General features: G+C 60.1%; 20 protein-coding genes and 1 pseudogene. 4 read left to right on the top strand and 17 right to left on the bottom strand.

Annotated features, from left to right (window positions below; translation table 11 throughout):
* Both ABNU55_RS14855 and ABNU55_RS14850 read right to left on the bottom strand, forming a co-directional pair.
* Positions 1-1,043, bottom strand: a pseudogene (locus tag ABNU55_RS14855) (glutamate synthase large subunit); the annotation flags it as partial.
* Between the two features lie 51 nt (positions 1,044-1,094).
* Positions 1,095-2,549: an NAD(P)-dependent oxidoreductase gene (locus ABNU55_RS14850; protein ID WP_348764520.1), complete on the bottom strand. Its 1,455-nt coding sequence runs from the start codon at positions 2,547-2,549 to the stop codon at positions 1,095-1,097.
* A 243-nt stretch (positions 2,550-2,792) separates the two neighbouring features.
* Between ABNU55_RS14850 and ABNU55_RS14845 the strand changes: the two genes are divergently transcribed.
* Both ABNU55_RS14845 and ABNU55_RS14840 read left to right on the top strand, forming a co-directional pair.
* Complete coding sequence (locus tag ABNU55_RS14845) at positions 2,793-3,629, top strand: undecaprenyl-diphosphate phosphatase (RefSeq protein WP_290753248.1); 837 nt, start codon at positions 2,793-2,795, stop codon at positions 3,627-3,629.
* Between the two features lie 146 nt (positions 3,630-3,775).
* On the top strand, positions 3,776-4,390 hold the full coding sequence (locus tag ABNU55_RS14840) for an energy transducer TonB (protein WP_290753251.1): 615 nt from the start codon (positions 3,776-3,778) through the stop codon (positions 4,388-4,390).
* Between the two features lie 18 nt (positions 4,391-4,408).
* Here ABNU55_RS14840 and ABNU55_RS14835 read toward each other — a convergent pair whose 3' ends face one another.
* The 9 genes from ABNU55_RS14835 to ABNU55_RS14795 form a co-directional block, all read right to left on the bottom strand.
* A complete protein-coding gene (locus ABNU55_RS14835; protein WP_348764519.1) occupies positions 4,409-5,410 on the bottom strand; it encodes a complex I NDUFA9 subunit family protein in 1,002 nt (333 codons plus the stop codon).
* A gap of 111 nt (positions 5,411-5,521) precedes the next feature.
* Positions 5,522-5,860: a hypothetical protein gene (locus ABNU55_RS14830; RefSeq protein WP_348764518.1), complete on the bottom strand. Its 339-nt coding sequence runs from the start codon at positions 5,858-5,860 to the stop codon at positions 5,522-5,524.
* A gap of 9 nt (positions 5,861-5,869) precedes the next feature.
* The gene (locus ABNU55_RS14825) at positions 5,870-6,946 is read right to left on the bottom strand and encodes a flagellar type III secretion system protein FlhB (RefSeq protein ID WP_348764517.1); all 1,077 of its coding nucleotides are present in this window, start codon (positions 6,944-6,946) and stop codon (positions 5,870-5,872) included.
* Between the two features lie 9 nt (positions 6,947-6,955).
* Positions 6,956-7,711 (bottom strand): flagellar biosynthetic protein FliR, encoded by a 756-nt coding sequence (locus tag ABNU55_RS14820; protein WP_348764516.1) that lies wholly within the window; start codon positions 7,709-7,711, stop codon positions 6,956-6,958.
* Entirely contained in the window at positions 7,711-9,789 is a 2,079-nt protein-coding gene (locus ABNU55_RS14815) for a flagellar biosynthesis protein FlhA (protein WP_348764515.1), read from the bottom strand. Before ABNU55_RS14815 ends, ABNU55_RS14820 begins: the two co-directional genes overlap by 1 nt.
* Before the next feature lie 6 nt (positions 9,790-9,795).
* Positions 9,796-10,059: a flagellar biosynthetic protein FliQ gene (locus ABNU55_RS14810; protein ID WP_290753264.1), complete on the bottom strand. Its 264-nt coding sequence runs from the start codon at positions 10,057-10,059 to the stop codon at positions 9,796-9,798.
* Between the two features lie 13 nt (positions 10,060-10,072).
* Positions 10,073-10,369 carry a flagellar hook-basal body complex protein FliE gene (locus ABNU55_RS14805; protein WP_290753266.1) on the bottom strand — a complete coding sequence of 99 codons (297 nt, stop codon included), beginning with the start codon at positions 10,367-10,369 and terminating at the stop codon, positions 10,073-10,075.
* Between the two features lie 14 nt (positions 10,370-10,383).
* The gene (locus ABNU55_RS14800; RefSeq protein WP_290753267.1) at positions 10,384-10,764 is read right to left on the bottom strand and encodes a flagellar basal body rod C-terminal domain-containing protein; all 381 of its coding nucleotides are present in this window, start codon (positions 10,762-10,764) and stop codon (positions 10,384-10,386) included.
* 13 nt (positions 10,765-10,777) lie between these two features.
* The gene (locus ABNU55_RS14795) at positions 10,778-11,125 is read right to left on the bottom strand and encodes a flagellar biosynthesis protein FlgB (protein ID WP_290753268.1); all 348 of its coding nucleotides are present in this window, start codon (positions 11,123-11,125) and stop codon (positions 10,778-10,780) included.
* A gap of 89 nt (positions 11,126-11,214) precedes the next feature.
* Here ABNU55_RS14795 and ABNU55_RS14790 point away from each other — a divergent pair, with 89 nt between their 5' ends.
* Positions 11,215-12,564 carry a FliI/YscN family ATPase gene (locus ABNU55_RS14790; RefSeq protein WP_348764514.1) on the top strand — a complete coding sequence of 450 codons (1,350 nt, stop codon included), beginning with the start codon at positions 11,215-11,217 and terminating at the stop codon, positions 12,562-12,564.
* Here the strand turns inward: ABNU55_RS14790 and ABNU55_RS14785 are convergent, their stop codons facing one another.
* The 6 genes from ABNU55_RS14785 to ABNU55_RS14760 all read right to left on the bottom strand — a co-directional run bounded on the left by ABNU55_RS14785 (position 12,565) and on the right by ABNU55_RS14760 (position 16,848).
* Positions 12,565-13,398: a DUF1217 domain-containing protein gene (locus ABNU55_RS14785; protein ID WP_348764513.1), complete on the bottom strand. Its 834-nt coding sequence runs from the start codon at positions 13,396-13,398 to the stop codon at positions 12,565-12,567.
* A gap of 6 nt (positions 13,399-13,404) precedes the next feature.
* Complete coding sequence (locus ABNU55_RS14780; protein ID WP_290753273.1) at positions 13,405-13,842, bottom strand: flagellar biosynthesis repressor FlbT; 438 nt, start codon at positions 13,840-13,842, stop codon at positions 13,405-13,407.
* A complete protein-coding gene (gene flaF / locus ABNU55_RS14775; RefSeq protein ID WP_348764512.1) occupies positions 13,843-14,232 on the bottom strand; it encodes a flagellar biosynthesis regulator FlaF in 390 nt (129 codons plus the stop codon).
* A gap of 75 nt (positions 14,233-14,307) precedes the next feature.
* A complete protein-coding gene (locus tag ABNU55_RS14770; protein WP_348764511.1) occupies positions 14,308-15,897 on the bottom strand; it encodes a flagellin in 1,590 nt (529 codons plus the stop codon).
* A 151-nt stretch (positions 15,898-16,048) separates the two neighbouring features.
* Positions 16,049-16,432 (bottom strand): hypothetical protein, encoded by a 384-nt coding sequence (locus ABNU55_RS14765; protein ID WP_290753280.1) that lies wholly within the window; start codon positions 16,430-16,432, stop codon positions 16,049-16,051.
* Positions 16,429-16,848: a hypothetical protein gene (locus ABNU55_RS14760; RefSeq protein ID WP_290753282.1), complete on the bottom strand. Its 420-nt coding sequence runs from the start codon at positions 16,846-16,848 to the stop codon at positions 16,429-16,431. Before ABNU55_RS14760 ends, ABNU55_RS14765 begins: the two co-directional genes overlap by 4 nt.
* 133 nt (positions 16,849-16,981) lie before the next feature.
* Here ABNU55_RS14760 and ABNU55_RS14755 point away from each other — a divergent pair.
* On the top strand, positions 16,982-18,428 hold a 1,447-nt coding region (locus ABNU55_RS14755), incomplete at its 3' end, for a hypothetical protein (RefSeq protein WP_348764510.1).

The following is an 18,428-nucleotide window of genomic DNA, read 5'->3' as shown; positions in this document are numbered from 1 at the left end:
GCATATAGCGCCGCATGCTCATCCGGGATGATCGAGGCGCGTTTTGACCACGCCTCCGGAATGAGGAGCGCTTTGGTCATTGGCGCGGTGCGGCCCGCCTTGCACAGAATCTCGAACACGGCATCGAGCGCGCCGGAGTCTGAAAGGCCTTTTGGCACAACCGGTTTGACGTCCTCGACATCATCACCGAAGGCGCCAGAGACCATCTTGATCTCGTGGCTCTTCATCCAGTTGAGGTTGCCGCGCAGCGTGTTGATCTCGCCATTGTGGGCGAGCATGCGGAAGGGTTGGGCGAGCGACCATTGCGGAAAGGTGTTGGTCGAATAGCGCTGGTGATAGATCGCAATCGGCGAGATGAAGCGATCATCCTTCAGGTCGAGATAGAAATTGTCGATATCCTGGGCGAGGAACATGCCCTTATAGATCAGTGACTTGTGGCTTAGCGAACAGATATAGAAGCTCGGGATCGCGGCCTCGCGCGCCTTGCGCTCAATGCGGCGGCGGCAGAGATAGAGGGCGCGTTCCAGCTCATCGGCGGACCGGCCGCGGCTGTCGCGAAACATGACCTGTTCGATTTCCGGGCGCGTATCGGCGGCTTTCTGGCCGATCACGGAGATGTCGACCGGCGGCTGGCGCCAGCCATAGATATAGAAGCCAAAATGCAGGATTTCGGTCTCGACGATGGCGCGAGCGGCCTCCTGATTGCCAAGGTCGGTGCGCGGCAGAAAGATCTGCCCGACGCAGATCGGATCGTCGGTCGGATTGTGACCGGTCCGCTCTGCCTGCTCACGGAAGAAGTCCTGCGGCACTTCGATCCGGATACCGGCGCCGTCGCCCGTCTTGCCGTCGGCGTCCACCGCGCCGCGGTGCCAGACATTCTTGAGCGCCTTGATGCCCATCTCGACGATTTCGCGCTTCGGCTTGCCATCGAGCGAGGCAACGAGGCCCACGCCGCAAGCGTCCTTCTCGAACTCTTCATCATAGGCGTGCGCCTCAACGAGTTTCTGGCGCTCTTTGAGGTATTTTTCGATTGTGTCGGTCATGTTCGGTCCCTTGGAGGGGTTAAATCTTGCAAGGCGCGGCAGGGGCAGAGCCTATTCGGCGGCCACCGGAGTGGGTGAGCTGGCGCGGTCCATCTGCTTCATGCGCTTGTGCATGCTCTCGGCAGCGTCGCGGCCATCCTTGATCGCCCAGACGACGAGCGAGGCGCCGCGCACGATATCGCCAGCCGCGAAGACGCCCGGCAGGCTGGTTTCCAGCGTTGCGAAATCAACCTTGATGGCGCCCCAACGATTGACGGTCAGGGCCCTCTCATCAAAGAGCTGTGGCAGGTCTTCCGGGTCAAAACCCAGCGCCTTGATCACCATGTCGGCCTCAATGTCGAAGGTCTCGCCGGTCTTCTCAGGCGACTGGCGCCCAGACGGGTCCGGCGCGCCAAGCTTCATGCGGGAAGCACGTACTGCTTTCAGTTTGCCATTCTCGTCATCGATCAGGGCTTCGGGAGCGGCGAGCCATTCGAACTTGACACCCTCTTCCTCGGCATTGGCCACTTCACGCTGCGAGCCCGGCATGTTCGCACGGTCACGGCGATAGAGGCATGAAACAGAGGTCGCACCCTGACGGATCGCGGTGCGCACACAGTCCATAGCAGTATCCCCGCCACCAATGACGACGACTTTCCGGCCTTTTGCGTCGAGCGTTCCGTTCTCGAATTCGGGAACGTCATCGCCAAGGCCCTTGCGATTGGACGCGGTCAGAAAATCGAGTGCCTTGTGCACGCCTTCACAGCCAGCCCCCGGCACCATCAGATCACGCGCCTTGTAAACACCGGTCGCGATCAGCAGCGTGTCATGCTTGTCGCGAAGGTCGGTCAGCTTGTGTGTCTCGCCGATGGAGGCGTTGAACTCAAACTTTACGCCGCTTTCCTCAAGCCGCTTGATACGGCGTTCGACAATGTATTTCTCCAGCTTGAAGCCCGGAATGCCATAGACAAGCAGGCCGCCGCCGCGATCATAGCGGTCATAGACGGTCACCTGATAGCCCTTGCGCCGAAGCTGTTCAGCAGCCGCTAGTCCACCAGGGCCCGCACCGATGATGCCGGCAGACTGGTCGCGCTCGCGCGGCGGCTTGATCGGTTTCACATAGCCCTGCTCCCAGGCATTATCGGTGATATAGCGCTCGATCGCGCCAATGGTGACGGTGCCGTGACCAGACTGCTCGACTGTGCAGATGCCTTCGCAGAGGCGGTCCTGCGGGCAGATACGGCCGCAGATCTCCGGCATGTTATTGGTGGCCTGCGAGACATGATAAGCCTCTTCCATCCGGTCTTCGGCAGCCAGTTTCAGCCAGTCGGGAATATTGTTGGAAAGCGGGCAGCCCTGCTGGCAGAACGGAACACCGCACTGGGAGCACCGTCCGGCCTGATCCTCTGCGACTTCCTGGGCATAGTCGCCATAAATTTCATGAAAGTCGCCCCGGCGCGCCTCAGCCGCGCGCTTTTCCGGCATGGACGGATTGATCTTCGTAAATTTTAGCATGCGGCTCGCCATGGCGCCCATCCCTTTCGTGCAAGTTCATGCCCTATCTTAGCTTTTCAGCGAGATTGCAAGGCAAATCCAGCCCATACATATCAAGATGATATATAGGAGTTGCTTTGATGGTCTATATAGCGCGAAAAACGGCGTTTTGCAAATTTAACGCATATCGTATTGATATGTTTTTCTTTGGCGTGATTTTGGTGCCAAAGCGTGACAGTAGAGACATTGGTGTAATCGCAGGCCCGAAAGAGAATTATGTCACTTCTTCAGCTTGTCATCATTTCGATCGTCCAGGGCATCTCCGAATGGCTGCCTATTTCATCTTCCGCACATGTCCTGCTCACGGCGAATTTGTTCGGGATTTCCGGCGAGGACGAGCTCATGGTGAATGCGATGGCGCACCTTGGAACGCTGTTCGCGCTATTTGCCTATTTCTGGCGGGACACGGCTCGTGTCATCACCGGGAGCTTCGAGCTTGTCGGCATCGGCCGGGAAAATGGCCGCCTGTCCCAGGGGGGCAAGCTCGCCCTGCTGATTCTGGTGGCCACACCGCCGGCACTCGTTGCCGGTCTCGTCTATGAGCTCGCGCCCGGTCTCGACGTTCTACGCACCCCGCATGTGATCGCAGCCGCGACCATCGTCTTCGGCCTCCTTCTCTGGTGGGCGGACGTCAAAGGCCCACGCCACCGCACCGAAGCCGACATGAAGCTGCGCGATGGCATCCTGATCGGCCTGGCGCAGGCCCTTGCCTTTATTCCCGGCGTCAGCCGGTCCGGTGTCACGATGACGGCGGCGCGTGCCCTCGGCCTGTCGCGCACCGAAGCGGCGCGCTTCGGCATGCTGTGCGGCGCGCCGGTCCTGCTTATCGCGGGCGCTTATGCCTGCCTCAAACTCGCCACCGCCGAAAGCGGAGAGGTGACCGTGCCACTATCGGACGGGCTGATCGTGGCCGGGCTGAGCTTCGTGACCGCCTATGCCTCCATCTTCGCCCTGATGGCCCTTCTGAACCGGATGAGCTTCCTGCCTTTCGTGATCTACAGGCTCATTCTGGGTGTCGCCATCATCGCCATGATCCCGATGATGGCCGGTTAGGCTCAGCACCGAGCCCCCTTTAAACACAGGTCTTTGCGCGTGTCCGGACACGAAATGTCTGGCGCCGGGACGGATTTACGGTTTCAATCCTGGCGCAAGTTTCAAACCATGGAGACGCCACGACTGGCAGGAAGGCGCTGTGCCCCATGAAACCTCATCGCGAAAAGAAGTCTGAGACGCTCGAAGTCCGTCTGCCCCATTCGAAGAAGGAAGCCTTCAAGGCGGCCTGCGAGAAAGAAGGCATCACGGCGAGCCATGCGGTGCGCACTTTCATTGACGCCTATCTGCGCCGGTCGCGGCAGATGAAAGCCAAGCGTATCGCAAAGGATATCTCCATGACCCTCATCCGTAACCCGTTGAAGACCACGGGCGGCCTTGCTGCCGCCGTAACATCAATTGGTGTGGTCGCCACCCTGGCCCTGCCAAGTTCGGCCGACACTGACGCGCAACCCATCGCTCTTCCCCACCCCGAATACCCCCTGGATATGGCTCAGCAGGGCATAAGCGCCGAATGCCAATCTACCTTCAATGTTTCCGAAGAAGGCTTCGTTGAAGCCGGTATCGAGATTGAGTGCACGCATCCGGGATTTATGGAAGCCACGCGCTCAGCCATTCAGACGCTCCGCTTTGAACCGAAACTTGTCGATGGCAAGCCTGTCCGAATGACCGGCGTGGTCTATCCAATCCAATACATGGTATGCTCTGAGCCAGAGGACACACGATGCGCGGAAGCGCTAATTCAGCGTCAAGACCCCTCTTAGCACTTCTACGAGGCGTCCCTACGCTTCGCCCTTCTGGTGGAATTCGCCATAGGCGCGGTAGCGCCAGAGATAGGTCGGCACGATGGCCTCGACGCTTTCGATGTCATCGATGCCGAGATCCTTCAGTGTCAGCGCGTCCTCAGCCACCACATTGTCCGTCTTCAGCATGTCGACCTGATCGCCAGTGATCGGCGGCGGGCCGAAGATACCGGTCGAGATGACCGGGAGTTTCCAGATCGCGCCGAAGGTGAGGCCCATCGGCTTTGCGATGAAGTAAGGCAGCGGCAGCGCATAGCGCTTCCGGTCCACCTCCTCGCAGATGTAGTCATAGATCTCACGGAAGGTGTAGGTGCGCGGGCCGCCAAGCTCATAGGTCTTGCCGAGAACGTCGTCACGGCTGACAGCCGCCGCAATCGCTTCGGCGACATCGCCCGCATAGACCGGCTGGAGCTTTGTCTTGCCCCCGCCAATCGCAGGCAGGAAAGGCGCCACATTGGAGACCGGGTGGGCCGCCATGCCGGCAAACTTGTTGAAGAAATCGTCTTCGGGACCAAACACGATGGAGGGGCGCAGGATTACCGCCTCCGGTATGACGTCGCGCACGGCCTTTTCCGCCAGCGCCTTCGTGCGCGCATAATCCGATTGGGACTCTTCATCTGCGCCAATCGCCGAGATCTGGACGAAACGCTTGATGCCTGCGGCGGCCGCGCATTCGGCCACGGTCTGCGCGCCGCCAAGCTGGGCGGCTTCAAAGCTCTGCGGGCCTTTTTCGTAAAGGATGCCGACGAGGTTCACCACCGCGTCTGCGCCTTCGATGGCGCGCTCAACCGACATACGGTTGCGGACATTGGCCTGCGTAATGTCGATCCAGCCGGGAGGGCCGGCCAGGCGGACATCGCCTGCAAGGTGGGGGCGGCGCACCGCGATCCGCACACGATAACCGGCCTCGACAAGGGCGCGCGCGGCGTACCGGCCGATGAAGCCCGATCCGCCAAAGAGAGTAACTAGACCTGTCGACATGTCGTTTAGACCTTTATTCAACGCTTCGCGCGGTTGCTTTCCTTACGCGCCTTTCACCATGCAACGAGATGATTGTCCATGCGACGAAAGGCAAGCCATGTGCGGTTGGGGCTAGCCTGCCTGGCGCAATGTCTCGCCAAGCAGCTGCTGCGAGCCGAATGCCCGGCGCAGCGTGTCCGTCGCGCGGACAAGGTCTGCCTGGCGCTCAGCCACAATGGCCTCCTGCGCCCTCACCCTTGCAATGAGGCGGATCGAATGACCATTGCGCTCAGCGAGACTAAGGGCGGCATAGTCCTGTGGCGCTTCCCGGGCCGCAAGAGCGTTGCGAAGCGCGACGAGATCAGCCCGCGCCTGGTCCAGCGCCTGCTGCGCCTCAGCCAGCGCCTGTTCGGCCTGCTGGCGCTTCATGCCCACGAGCTTTTTCATCGTATTGGCAGTCTTCTGTTTCATTTGCCCCTCCTAGAGATGCTGGCGCAGCCGGTCGACGAAACCGATCGCGGCAGCCACAGCAGCGAAGTGTTCGGTGTGGATTTCCTCATCAACCTCCACCAGCCGATAGATTGAGCGCGTAGCAGGCGGGTCGGAATAGATCGGCACGTCATTGGCGTGCGCCACCTCCCTGATCCGCGCGGCCATATGATCGACGCCCTTGGCAACGACGATCGGCGCCATGTCGCTGTCTGGCTCCCATTTCAGGGCGACAGCATAGTGTTCCGGGTTGACCATGACGACGGTCGCGCCCTTCACATTCTGCAGCATCTGGCCCTTGGAGATTTTCTGGCCCTTCTCGCGGCGCTGCTGCTTCAGGTGCGGATCGCCTTCGGACCGCTTCATTTCGTCCTTCAGTTCCTGCCGCGTCATCTTCAGCTTGTTGGCGTGAAGCTGGCGCTGGATGAAGAAATCGACCGCGCCAAGGGCGAACTGGAAGACACAGAAAAGCACGATGACCGCCGTCACCTGGGTAAAGGTGAAGCGGAAGAATTGCGAAAGCTGGACCGCGCTACTCGCATAGTAATTGTCGACGAAATAATAGAGGAACATGGCGGCCAGAAAGCCGGCAAAGAGCATCTTTGCCGTGTCCTTGCCGAAATCGATAAGGCCTTTGGGGCCGTATTTCTTCTTCAGATTCTCTGCCGGATTAAGCTTCTTCATGTCCGGCTTGATCGACTTGGTTGAGAAGGCGACCGAGCCCTGGACAAGCAATGTTGCCATGACGAGGGCCACAAGGATTGCAAAGAGGGGCAGGCACTGGAAAAGCACCGAGGTCAGCCACCGGCGCGACTGCACACCGCTGCCCACAAAGATGTCCCGCGCATAGCTGTCGGCGTGATAGAACATCATCTGGAATTCATTGAAGATGCTGCCCGCGAGCACTGTGCCGAAAAGCCCTGCCGCGATGACCATGCCCAGCATGAGCGAGAAGGTTGTCGCCTCTCTGGACTGGGCGACATTCCCTTCCTTGCGGGCCTGGCGCTTCTTCTGTTCTGTGGCTTCAAATTCCTTCTCGCCACCGCCGCTATTCTGGTCTTCAGCCATGCCGCCCTCCTATAGCCAGCCGATGAGGGAGGGCACGCGATTGGTCCAGACCACCAGCATCGTGGCGATGGAAAAGGCCAGAAGCATGATGCCCGCGCCGATCATGAAGGGCGCGCCGACAAAGGCGACCATGAGAGAAGGAAGCGCCTTGTTTATGAAGCCAAGGCAGATATTGTAGAGCAGGTTCACCGCCACGAACGGCCAAGCTAGCATAATAGCAAGGCCAAAGGCTTCGAAGCCGCGCATCACAAGAAACTGGGGATCGATCAGGTCGAACGCCCCGGCCGGTATCTCGCCATAGAGTGAAACCATGCGGACAAAGACGCTGACATGATAATCCATGCTGAGAAGGAGCGCCGCGCCTGCGAGCGCCAGCATGTTGGCCGAGAGCGTCTGGGCCTCTGTTTCCAGGGCAATACCGAGCATCTGCGACAGGCCGATGACCTGGGCGATGATCGTGCCCGTGATAGACAACATCCAGATCGAGAGGCGCAGCAGCAGTCCGAAAAACAGGCCGATACTGGCCTCGAGCGCGAGATAACGGAAGAATTCGCCGAGACTGGAGAGGACGGGCATCTCCACCACGCCCGTGACGGCGAGCGAGATGGAAAAGACCAGAACGATCATCGCCCACACCCGAACCGGCACGGCCTGCTCGCCCACACCCGGCATAAAATAGATGATGAAACCGACCCGCGCCATGATCAGCATCACCGCCCCGATCCAGTAGATCGCCTGCCCGGATGCAAGCAGCGTATCGGGCACTAAACGACACCGACTATGTAGGGTTTGCTCCTCGACCCGATCTCTTCATAGGCCAGCACCGAATTGCGGATGCCCTTGCTGGAAAGCACCGTGTGAATGAAACGGCGCCGGCGCGATGTCGTCGCGATGGAGGGGGTCACACCCTTCTGGGCATACTCGTTGAGCTTTTTCTGGATCGATGTGGTGAGGTCGCCAAAGACGTCGGGCGGCAGGGCAATGTCCGAGGCGCCGTCTTCCTTGGTGATCTCATGCGCGGAGAACTGTTCTTCCCAGTTCGGTCCGAGCTGCAGAAGCGGCAGGCGGCCCTCGCCATCCTGCAGCCGGTCGACAATCTGGAAACCGAGGCGCTGACGCACCAGTTCCGCCAGTTGGGAGGGATTGGACGTGCGCGCCTTGGCCTCACCCACCGTTTCGATGATGAGGAAGAGGTTGCGGATGGAGACGCGCTCTTCGAGCAAAAGGCGCAGCACGGCCAGCAGCTGTTCCGGGGTCACCTTGCCGGGAATATACTCGTCGAGGAAACGCTTGTTGGAGGCGGCGCGCTCTGCGTCGCTGAGCCGGGTCAGCGCATCCAGCGTGTCCATCATGACGAGGCGGGTGAAGATGAGCGAGAAATTGTTCTGGATGATTTCCAGCATGTGTGTGGCGAGCACTTCTGTCGCCTCAATAGCCGGGACGCCAGCCGCGGCAAGCTCCTGCGCCTTGGTGCTGGGCAGCCAGCGCGCCGAGGCCTGGTAGACCGGCTCTTTCACGCGCTCGCCCTGCAGGTGTGGCAGCTGTTTGTCCTCCATCAGCGCCAGCACATTGCCGGGGCGCAGGACCCCGCCATCCACCTTCACGCCCTGAATGCGCACGCGGTAAGCATTCTTTGCCAGCGTCGGATTGTCCGTCATCCGGATGGAGGGCAGGACGAAACCATATTCCTCGGCGATATAGCGGCGGATCTTGTCGACCCGGTTTTCAAACCCGTCCGCGCCCTGAAGCACCATGGACACAAGGTCGGGGGCGACTTCGAGATGGATTTCATCGGAGTGGATCGAGTCGCCGATGACAGCAGGTTCCGGGGCCTCATAGGCACTTTCTTCGGCTTCGGCGGCCGCTTTCTGTTTCTCATGCTCGCGGATGAAATAGGCGGCTGTACCAAAGAGACCGGCGGCCATCATGAAGGGCAGGAAAGGCAGGCCCGGCATCAGGGCAAAGACGCCAAGCAGGCCCGCCACAATGAAGAGGACCGACGCGTTGGCGCCAAGCTGGGCAAGCAGCGCCACATCAATGGCGCCCTCATCCTTGCCCTTGGACAGAAGAAGCGCCGCCGACACAGAAATGATCACAGCCGGAATCTGTGAGACGAGGCCATCGCCCACCGTCAGGATCGAATAATTATTGAGCGCTTCGGTAATAGAAAGGCCATGCACGGCAATGCCGAAGCCAATCCCCGCAATGAGGTTGAGCGCGGTAATCAGAAGACCCGCCACCGCGTCGCCCTTGACGAATTTCGACACACCATCGAGCGAGCCAAGGAAGGACGCTTCTTCCTGTTCCTTCTGACGGCGGATCTTCGCCTCTTCATGGCTGATCGCGCCAACCGCGAGGTCACTGTCGATGGCAAGCTGCTTGCCTGGCATGGCGTCGAGAGCAAAGCGCGCACCGACCTCCGCCATCCGGCCTGCACCCTTTGTGATCACCATGAAGTTCACGATGATGAGAACGCCGAACACAACGAGGCCCACGAAGAGGTTTCCGCCCATGATGAACATGGCGAAGCCTTCAATAACGTTCCCGGCCGCGCCGGTGCCGGTATGCCCCTGGCTGATAATCAGCTTTGTCGAGGAGACGTTGAGCGCCAGACGGAGGACAAGCGAGGCCAGAAGCACGCTGGGGAAGGAAGAGAAATCCAGCGGTTTCTCGATGAAGATCGCGGTCGTGAAGATCAGGATGGCGAACGCAAAGGAGAGGGTGAGGCCGATGTCCATGACCCAGGCCGGCACCGGCAGGACCATGACGAGGATGATCAGCATCAGCCCGATAGCCAGAAGCGTGGTGGGCTTTGCCAGATTGAAAAGGCTGGACGCGGGCATGATCGCCTACCCCGCTATGATGGGCAGGACGGAATTGTTGAAGAAATCCAGGCAGAGCTGGGTCATGTAGCCAAGCGTCAGGAAGAAGACGATGACCACAGCCATGATCTTTGGCACGAAGGTCAGCGTCATTTCCTGGATCGAGGTAAGTGCCTGAAGCAGGCCGATTGCAAAGCCAAGGATCAGCGTCACGCCGAGGATGGGCAGCGCCATCAGCGTTGCAGTCCAGAAGGCGCCGCGCAGGATTTCGAAGATTGCAAGCTCAGTCATTCGCGATGGCTGCCTAGACCGGCATCCGCAGGAGTTCCTGATAGGCCTCTACCACCTTGTCGCGGATGGTGACGGCGGCATCGAGCGCGAGCTCGGCATTGGCAAGCGCTTCGACCATGGCGTGCGGATCCGCGCCGGAAACGGCCGTATTCACCGCTGTCTGCTCGGCAGCTTCCATTGTCTGTTTGAAGCTCGCAAAGCCTTCGGACACGGCATTCGCGTCGCCCTTCGGTTTGGCCGCCTGGCCGGCCGCTTCAGCGGGTTTGACACTGCTGAGGGCCGCATAGGCCGAAAAGTTCACCCCTGACATCTGTCATGACCCCCTTATCGCTTGAGAATATCGAGCAGCGACTTGTACATGGTACGTGCCTGCTGAAATGAGTTGAGATTGGCCTCATAAGACCGGTTGGCTTCGCGCATGTCGGCCATTTCGGTGACGACCGAGACGTTCGACATGGTGACATAGCCATCCTCATCCGCCATCGGATGGGTCGGCTCATAGCTGCGTTCGCCTTCCACGCCGTCCAGTTCGATCCGCAACCGGCGGAAAGCGTCGCCACTGGTCGCCTGATCGACCACAAGCATCTTGCGCTGGTAGCCCGGCGTGTCGGCGTTGGAGATGTTCTGTGAGGTGAGATCGATACGCTCGGACTGCACCCGCATGCCCTGCATCGCCTGGATCATTGTCGCCTTGAGCGAATTCATTCAACCTGCCCCCTTATCGTCTGCCAAGTGCCGCACGCAAAAGGTCGAGCGACTTGGAATAAACCGTGAGCGCCAACTGATGCTGGTCCATTGCTTCGGCCGATTTGTAAAGTTCGTGCTCGACGCTGACCGAGTTGCCATTAGGGGCGGTCGGTGTGCCGCTATCGGTGATCTTGAATGCCTCGGACTCGGACGGGCTGAGAGAGGTACGCTTGAGATAGTCCTCAAAGGACTCAAGGCTGGTCGCCCGGTAACCCGGGTCGTCAGAATGCGCGATATTCTTGGACGCATGCGTCTGGGCCTCAGCCGCGTGACGCGCCATCGCACTGTATATCTTGAAGACCCCCATATCCTCGAACATGGCACCGCCCCCTCATGGTTAACTCTTTGGAAAAGGTGCCCGGCTACGTTGAATAAAAGGTTAATGAAAACGGGAATTCTGTTTACGTAATGCAGCACGCAGCGCCACAGAGACACGAACTATGCCGCATCTGGGGCCGGGTCAGCGATGTGAGCCCCGGTACCGTCGGCATTACAGGCGTGAGTGCACATGCCGGCCTCGGCAATGAGGTGGAAATCCATACATTGAACGGCACGGTACGCGGCGAAATTCTCAACATCACCGAAGAGCGCGTCACCGCCTTCCTGTTCGACGAATCGGACGAGGTACGGATTGGCGACCGTGCCTATATCGACCGTGAAGCCTCGGTTTCACCCGGCGACCACTGGATCGGCCATATCGTCAATTATCGCGGCGAAATCGTCGATGAGCCCCCGAAGGCCGGCAAGCTGCCGACCTCGCTTGTGCGCAAGAAGCTGATCAGCAAGGCCCCACCCAGCCATCTGAGGAAGAGTCTGGGCCCGCGGCTCAATACCGGGCTGATGATTACCGACACGGCAATCCCGCTCTGTCAGGGCCAGCGGCTGGGCCTCTTTGCCGGCTCCGGCGTCGGCAAATCGACCCTGCTGGGCGCGCTTGCCAATGGCGTGCAGGCCGACCGGATCGTCATCGCGCTGATCGGTGAACGGTCCCGGGAACTGAACGATTTTGCCAAGCTGACCCTGCCGCCGGAAGCGCGGGCACGCTCGGTCATCGTGACCGCAACGGCGAGTGAACCGCCCGGCGCCAAGAAACGTGCCGCCTATTGCGCCATGGCCGCAGCTGAGCATTTCCGCGATCAGGGCCACCATACGCTGCTCCTGTTCGATTCCATTACCCGCTTTGCCGAAGCTCACAGGGAAGTCGCGCTGATCGGCGGTGAGGCGCCTGCCCTTCATGCCTTCCCGCCCTCGACGGTGCGCACGATTGCGGAGCTTGCCGAACGCGCCGGCCCCGGCCGGGAGGGCAAGGGGGACATCACGGCCATCTTTTCGGTTCTCGTCGCAGGCTCCGACATGGAGGAGCCGGTTGCCGACATGATCCGCGGGATCCTGGATGGCCATATCGTTCTCTCCCGCGAAATTGCGGAGCGCGGACGTTATCCGGCAATCGATGTGCTGAAGTCGGTCTCTCGGGCGCTGCCCCGCGCCGCCTCCAGCGAAGAGAATGCGCTTTTGGGCGAATACAGGCGTAACGTGGCGCTTTATGAAGAACTTGCGCCCATGGTGCGCGCCAATCTCTATGAGCGGGGCAAGGATGCTGCCGGAGACCGGGCGATCGACCTCTTCCCGATGCTGGATGGCTTTATTTCAGAACGCCATGACGGGGATACGAAAGCGGCCTATCAGCGGCTTGCCACGCTGCTGCATGGCGACAAGGCGGACGTGCCCGAGGCCCAGTCGCAGGCGAAAGCTGGCTAGCTAGAGCAGGCTCAGGAAGAGATTCTGGCTGGCTATGGAGCCAAAGCCCTGACCGCCGCCGAGCAGTGTCAGGGCGGTGTATCCAGGGGTCAGCGCAGAGGGCCCGTTATTGACTGTTTCCATCACGTGAAACCGCCTTATGACGGCGTCCACATTGTCCGGCATGACCAGATCGCCAAGGTCGGAAATGCCGAACGACGAGCTGAGCTTGTCGCGAAGCATCTCCGCCTGTTTCTCAATCGGTTGCTTGCTAAGGTCCGATGGCAGGTTCAGCGCCTTTTCCAGCACGGTCTTTACCGGCACATTGCCAAGAATACGGTAGGCGATGGCATCATTGGATGCCCCGGTTCCGGCGATATCGACGATCTTCTGCTGATAATTGAGGCTGAGGCGCATGTTCTCATCAACATCGCCCACGGCGATGCGAAAGGCTGCGGTCTCGAAATCCTCACCCAGCTGATCGATCTTCTCAGCGTCGAGTGACAGGGTGCCGTCCTTGAAAGCGAAGGTTTCCGCGAATTTCGTATAGGCGGGATTATTGAGCCGCTTGAGGAAGGTGCTGTCGGGGTTTGCCGCCTCTTCGAGTGCCTTGCGGATAAAGCCGCCCTTCCACTCCTCACCGGCAAGATCGAACGCCGTCATCGTGACGCGCAGGAGGCGCCGGTCCGCCATGAAGTCATCCAGCGAGATCGGCTTCGACAGCTTCTCGCTCATATAGGCGCGGTCATTCTTCACGCTTGCGCTGTCAGAGAACGTCTCCAGCTGGCGCGAATAGGTCGTCTGCAGGAAGGACCAGCCTGCAAGGCCCGACATGGGGATGGCCGGCTGCACCATGACCGGTCAGGCCACCTGTGCCCGCGGCTCGGAATAGGTGTTCTTCAGCCGCGCATGGCGGAAGAGTTCGGCTTCGAGCTCAACCAGATTGCGCATATGGCAGAGCGCCGAATAATGGTTGCCCCGGCGCAGCATCTCGCGCAGCTGCGGAATGGCCTCAGGGTCGATCGCCCGGAAGACTTCTTCTAGGTGCTCGATCTCGCGGAACAAGGCGGGCAGCACACGGTCATCTTCAAGGTCGCCCGTGATGAGCAGCTGGATGGCGTAATAGACTTGCTTGACGGGCGTATCGACTTCTTCCGGCTTCAGTGCGTCGCGGCAACGAAGCACCCGCGCATTGGCGTCAGCGATCCGCAGGCTGGACGGCTTGTCCCCATTCTCAAGCAGGGCGCCGTTGATCACGACTTTTTCGCCGGCCGCGAGCTTCAGTATCAATCCGGACATTTAGGCACTCATCTCCATGTGGCTCGGGCTGACTTCACCAGACAACCCTTTCATGATCGTTTCATTGATCTCGACAAGGTCGGAAATGTCGGTTTCGCCAGCGAGAACCTTGTAGCTGACACGCCGGACCATTTCAGCAAGCGTCAGAAGGTTGCGGCGCAGACTGTCCTCCAGTCCGTTTTGGGGACTTAGAAGATCGACGGAAAGAAGAAGCCAAAGCTGGAGATTGCGGTCAATCGCATCTGCCCAAACGGCAGGAGGCGGCACATCCTGCGCCGCCACATCCTTGAGAGCGTTCGTAACTTCGCTGAACAGGGCATATTCAATCTGCTTGTCAGACGCCGTGCGGCTGGTGACGTTGCTATATGCCTTGTGCGCCAAATTATGCATGTACCCTCGCCCTCACTCTTGGTTAACAGGTAAAACCGGGCGCCAGCGAAGGCGCCCGGTCTCAATTCATCTTGCCTAGCGGAACAGGGACAGCAGGGTCTGCGGTGCGCTGTTCGCGATGGACAGGGCCTGAACACCCAGCTGCTGCTGGACCTGCAGGGCCTGGAGTTTCGCGGAGGCTGCCTCGATGTCGGCATCGACCATGGAGCCGATACCCGACTTCATCGAGTCGACCAGGTTCTGGACGAACTCGGTCTGGCCTTCGATCTGCTTCTGGGCCGAACCGAAGGTCGTCGCGGCAGTGATCGCCTTGTCGAGAAGCGTCTCGATCGAGCTCAGAGCCGCGGTTGCATCGGAGGCCGTTGCAACACTGAGGCTGCTCAGCGCGCCGAGACCGCCAGCTGCGACAGCCGCGTTTTGAGCGTTGAGGTCTGCAATGCTCACCACTGCATCACCGCCCGTTGCGGTCAGCGTGAGGGTCGCGTCGTCCGTTGCCGCATCGGAGGCCTCGGTAACCGTGACGTCAAGGTTAGTGATGCTCTCTGCATCAAGTAGCGTCTTGAGACCAGTTGCAACGTCATTGACCGTGTCGCCATCTGCAGCTGTGTAGGTTACGCCGCTGACAGTGAAGGTGTCGCCCGCTGCAATGCTACCACCCTTGATGGTGACGGCGACGGAGTCATTTTCGTCGATCTGGGACTGCTCGGAGGTGGAAGCGGTGCTTGCTTCGGTAACCGCAAGAGTTTCACCAGAGTCAGCAGCAAATGCGATGGTCGCATCGTCTGACAGCGGGTCAGTCGCTTCTGTGACGGTCACATCATCATAGTTGGTAATGGCCGAAGTCCCGTCAGCGGTCGTCACAAGCGCGGCCAGACCATTTGCCACATCGTTGATCGTGTCGCCGTCCTGAGCGGTGTACGTGAAGTCCGTACCGCCGACATTGACCGTGAACTTGTCATTCGCAGCGATTGCGCCGCCTTTAAGTGTATATGTCGCGCTGCCACCGGAGGCGGTGAGGTCGGACGTCACGCCTGAAAGGCTAAGATAGCCACCGTCTGTATTGGTTTTGGCCTCATCAGAGGTGCTCGTGCTGTCCGAGGTAGACAGATAGCCAGCGTCGGCTGCAACCTTATCCGCAACGTCTTGCGCCCCTGTCGTCGTCAGGTCCACGCGGGAGACATTGATGAAGGCTGCCGCGGTGTCGCCAGCGGTATCACGGTCGAGTGAAGCGAGAACTTTGAGGTTGTCAGTGCCCTTCAGAAGGTTCTGACCGTTCATCTGCGCGCCATTGACGATATTGGTGATCGTCGAGCGGATAGCATCGACGTCAGCCTGGATCGTTGCACGGTCGCTATCGTTGAGGTCCTGCTGGGCATCAACGATCAGGTTTTTCATGTCCTGCAGAAGGCCGGTGATCTGCTCGGAAGCCGCGCGGGCAACGCCGACGGTCGCCGAGCCCTTGTTCAGCGAGGAAGAGATCTGCTCGAAGCTTGCAACGTCCGTCGACATGACGGTCGAGATGGCCCAGATGGACGCATTGTCCTTGGCCGAGGCAACCTTTTTGCCCGTCGAGATTTCATTCTGAACGGATTCGAGATTGCGGTTGATGTTGCGCAGGGTTTCGAGCGCAACCATCGAGCTATTGTTCGTAAGAATACTGGACATCAGTTATCCCCTTTTAAGTTCCAGATCGAGCCGGCGGGACCCGATCTCGAAGTTCCTAACTCATGTCATCCTGACAGCAGGCTTTTGTCCTGAACCAATCTTGGTTGTGGCGATTTTCTACCCGGGACACATGGACAATCGGTTAATCGCCTCAAGCTTTTTTGGAGTAGCCACCGGTCGCCTTGGAAAAAGCGGTCTTGCCGCCCGCCGATGTGTAGGCGCCAACATAGGAATTGGCCGATGTGGCGCCGAGGCGCGAGACCGCATTTCCGATGCCGTTGCGAATGGCGGAAAAGAGTTCGGCGTTCTCGGTCGCCAGTTGCACGATCCGGCCGACGCGAGACTTTACATCCGGCAGGCCGCGCAGCTGCTGGGGATCGGCCATAAGCATGTCGAAGGCCGTCATTGCCTCCATCTTGGGCTGAAGAAGCTGGCCGGCCTCCCCTGCCCTTCCCGCCTTCAGGGCCGCGTGTTCGGTTTCGAGAATGTCGTGGAGACCGTTCAATACAGCGTCGGCATTGGGCAGATCGCTCATTTTTGTTCTCCGATGGCGCTACCGGCTCCATACGCCTCTATTGCGCGGTCCACCGCATTGAAGCCAAGCGGATGTTTTTCCGCGAGATCCTTTGCAATAGCTTCGACCGCGAATTGCGTGAAGGCGGAAGCCGCCTGACCGCCGCCCTTCGTGAAGGCTTCCTCTATGCCGGAATGGCTTAGCATCTCGGCCCAGAGCATCTGTTCAAAACGCTTATTGGTATCTTCCACCGCATCTGAATTCACGCCCGCGCGCGTACGGGGCGTGTCGGGTGCCCGAAGCGGATGAACTGCCGCGGCCGAACGGGTCTGTCTGGCCTGAACCGGTTCGACTTGCGGGGATACGGGCGCAGCCGGGCGGCGCTTCAGGGGCGCGGCCTGGTCGGCATTGGGGGTGAGCAGGTTCAGGGGGATCATGGTGTGAGCTCTCCTTGGCCTCTCGTCTCCGCCAGCGGGCCAATTTGCCGTCCTGGCGTTAAATCCGCTTTTACCACTGGTGAGGCAGGTTTGGTTAAGAGAGCCCTAATCAGGGCTTAACCGGGGACGCTGAATGCCTGCTTTCATTGGACCTATCGCGCATCTCCTGCCGGAGAGCCCGAACCGGCGCGAGGACTCATTGCGTGCGGGGCACGGGCGGGAATTTTCCGAAACACTTCAGAGTTCGCGGCGTCAGCAAAACAATGGTGCTGACGACGAGACGGGCGCGGATGAGGCGCCAGAGACCGCCAATACGGTAGCAACCCCTCCTGTTTCCAGGAGGCAGGCCGAGACCGTTTCGGACGATGCAAACGCGCATGGCACCAGCGAAACCCTCCGCAGCGAGCGAACCCACGGCCATTACCATAACCCAATACCCGGCGAACCGGCCCAGCAGGCGGGAGATGGGCTAAAGGATGGAGAAGAAGTCCAGACGGTTGAAGGCGAACTGCCGCCGGTGAAGGCCGATACGGCTGTCGTGGGCGGCAAAGCCGAAGTAGCAACCCCTCCTGTTTCCGGGAGCCAGGCCGAGACCGTTTCGGACGATGCAAACGCGCATGGCACCAGCGAAACCCTCCGCAGCGAGCGAACCCACGGCCATTACCATAACCCAATACCCGGCGAACCGGCCCAGCAGGCGGGAGATGGGCTAAAGGATGGAGAAGAAGTCCAGACGGTTGAAGGCGAACTGCCGCCGGTGAAGGCCGATACGGCTGTCGTGGGCGGCAAAGCCGGAGCTGATGCCGATCCCGCAGGCCAGGCCGGCCTCAATACGGACGCGTCCAGGGCAGCTGTTGAAACGCCGCCGGCCGCCGCAGCGAGCGACATACAGGATAAGTCCGCCAAGGCGCCGTCGGATAAGAAGAGCGACACCGGCGAAGCCAGCGTCGCACCGGACGCCACTCGCGCCGACATGGCATCACCGGGGCAGGCAGCCTCAGCCGGAGCGCCCGCCGGCAAAACCCAGGGCCCGGATGCCAACAGAGAAATTCTCGACGCTGGCTCAAAGCCCGGTACTGCCGACTCATTGAGTGTCGCCGCGGCCGACACTGCGGTTAAAGAGCCCGCTAAAGAGGCAGCCCTCCCCCCCACTGGAAAAAGCGCTGAAATCGCCACAAGCGCGGCGGCCAATGAAGGCCGCTCGACCGGGCGCCAGACCGGTGACGAAGGTGACGGCGAGCCCCGCCAACCAACCAAAAGCAAAAGCACCTCCCCTGCCCTGACAGAGACCGATATCAAGCCGGTCACGGTTTTTTCCGGTGAAAGCGTTAGCAACAGCCAGCCATCGCTCCAGGCAGCCTCGGCCTCCTCGATTAGCGCCCCCTTATCCGCCGGCCCGGCCACCATCCCCGGCGCGCCGGTAACTGGCGCCCCTGCATCCGGGCCGGGCATTGGCGCAATGATGGCGCCCGCCACAATGATCGCGGCGCCGGATGACCTCGTCGATATTGTGAGCAACAAGCTTGGCAGTGGGGACAAGCCGGACCGGATCACAGTCCAGCTCGACCCGCCAGAGCTTG

It is taken from the genome of uncultured Henriciella sp., from assembly GCF_964005855.1.
Taxonomy (GTDB): Bacteria; Pseudomonadota; Alphaproteobacteria; order Caulobacterales; family Hyphomonadaceae; genus Henriciella.
The sequence above is the reverse complement of the archived record's forward strand: the minus strand, read 5'-3'. Positions and strand labels throughout refer to the sequence as shown.

Coding starts and splice junctions, on each gene's coding strand:
- ABNU55_RS14850 (WP_348764520.1), bottom strand. CDS start 2,549: ATGGCGAGCCGCATGCTAAAATTTACGAAGATCAATCCGTCCATGCCG.
- ABNU55_RS14845 (WP_290753248.1), top strand. CDS start 2,793: ATGTCACTTCTTCAGCTTGTCATCATTTCGATCGTCCAGGGCATCTCC.
- ABNU55_RS14840 (WP_290753251.1), top strand. CDS start 3,776: ATGAAACCTCATCGCGAAAAGAAGTCTGAGACGCTCGAAGTCCGTCTG.
- ABNU55_RS14835 (WP_348764519.1), bottom strand. CDS start 5,410: ATGTCGACAGGTCTAGTTACTCTCTTTGGCGGATCGGGCTTCATCGGC.
- ABNU55_RS14830 (WP_348764518.1), bottom strand. CDS start 5,860: ATGAAACAGAAGACTGCCAATACGATGAAAAAGCTCGTGGGCATGAAG.
- ABNU55_RS14825 (WP_348764517.1), bottom strand. CDS start 6,946: ATGGCTGAAGACCAGAATAGCGGCGGTGGCGAGAAGGAATTTGAAGCC.
- ABNU55_RS14815 (WP_348764515.1), bottom strand. CDS start 9,789: ATGCCCGCGTCCAGCCTTTTCAATCTGGCAAAGCCCACCACGCTTCTG.
- ABNU55_RS14810 (WP_290753264.1), bottom strand. CDS start 10,059: ATGACTGAGCTTGCAATCTTCGAAATCCTGCGCGGCGCCTTCTGGACT.
- ABNU55_RS14805 (WP_290753266.1), bottom strand. CDS start 10,369: ATGTCAGGGGTGAACTTTTCGGCCTATGCGGCCCTCAGCAGTGTCAAA.
- ABNU55_RS14800 (WP_290753267.1), bottom strand. CDS start 10,764: ATGAATTCGCTCAAGGCGACAATGATCCAGGCGATGCAGGGCATGCGG.
- ABNU55_RS14795 (WP_290753268.1), bottom strand. CDS start 11,125: ATGTTCGAGGATATGGGGGTCTTCAAGATATACAGTGCGATGGCGCGT.
- ABNU55_RS14790 (WP_348764514.1), top strand. CDS start 11,215: ATGCAGCACGCAGCGCCACAGAGACACGAACTATGCCGCATCTGGGGC.
- ABNU55_RS14785 (WP_348764513.1), bottom strand. CDS start 13,398: ATGGTGCAGCCGGCCATCCCCATGTCGGGCCTTGCAGGCTGGTCCTTC.
- ABNU55_RS14780 (WP_290753273.1), bottom strand. CDS start 13,842: ATGTCCGGATTGATACTGAAGCTCGCGGCCGGCGAAAAAGTCGTGATC.
- flaF (WP_348764512.1), bottom strand. CDS start 14,232: ATGCATAATTTGGCGCACAAGGCATATAGCAACGTCACCAGCCGCACG.
- ABNU55_RS14770 (WP_348764511.1), bottom strand. CDS start 15,897: ATGTCCAGTATTCTTACGAACAATAGCTCGATGGTTGCGCTCGAAACC.
- ABNU55_RS14765 (WP_290753280.1), bottom strand. CDS start 16,432: ATGAGCGATCTGCCCAATGCCGACGCTGTATTGAACGGTCTCCACGAC.
- ABNU55_RS14760 (WP_290753282.1), bottom strand. CDS start 16,848: ATGATCCCCCTGAACCTGCTCACCCCCAATGCCGACCAGGCCGCGCCC.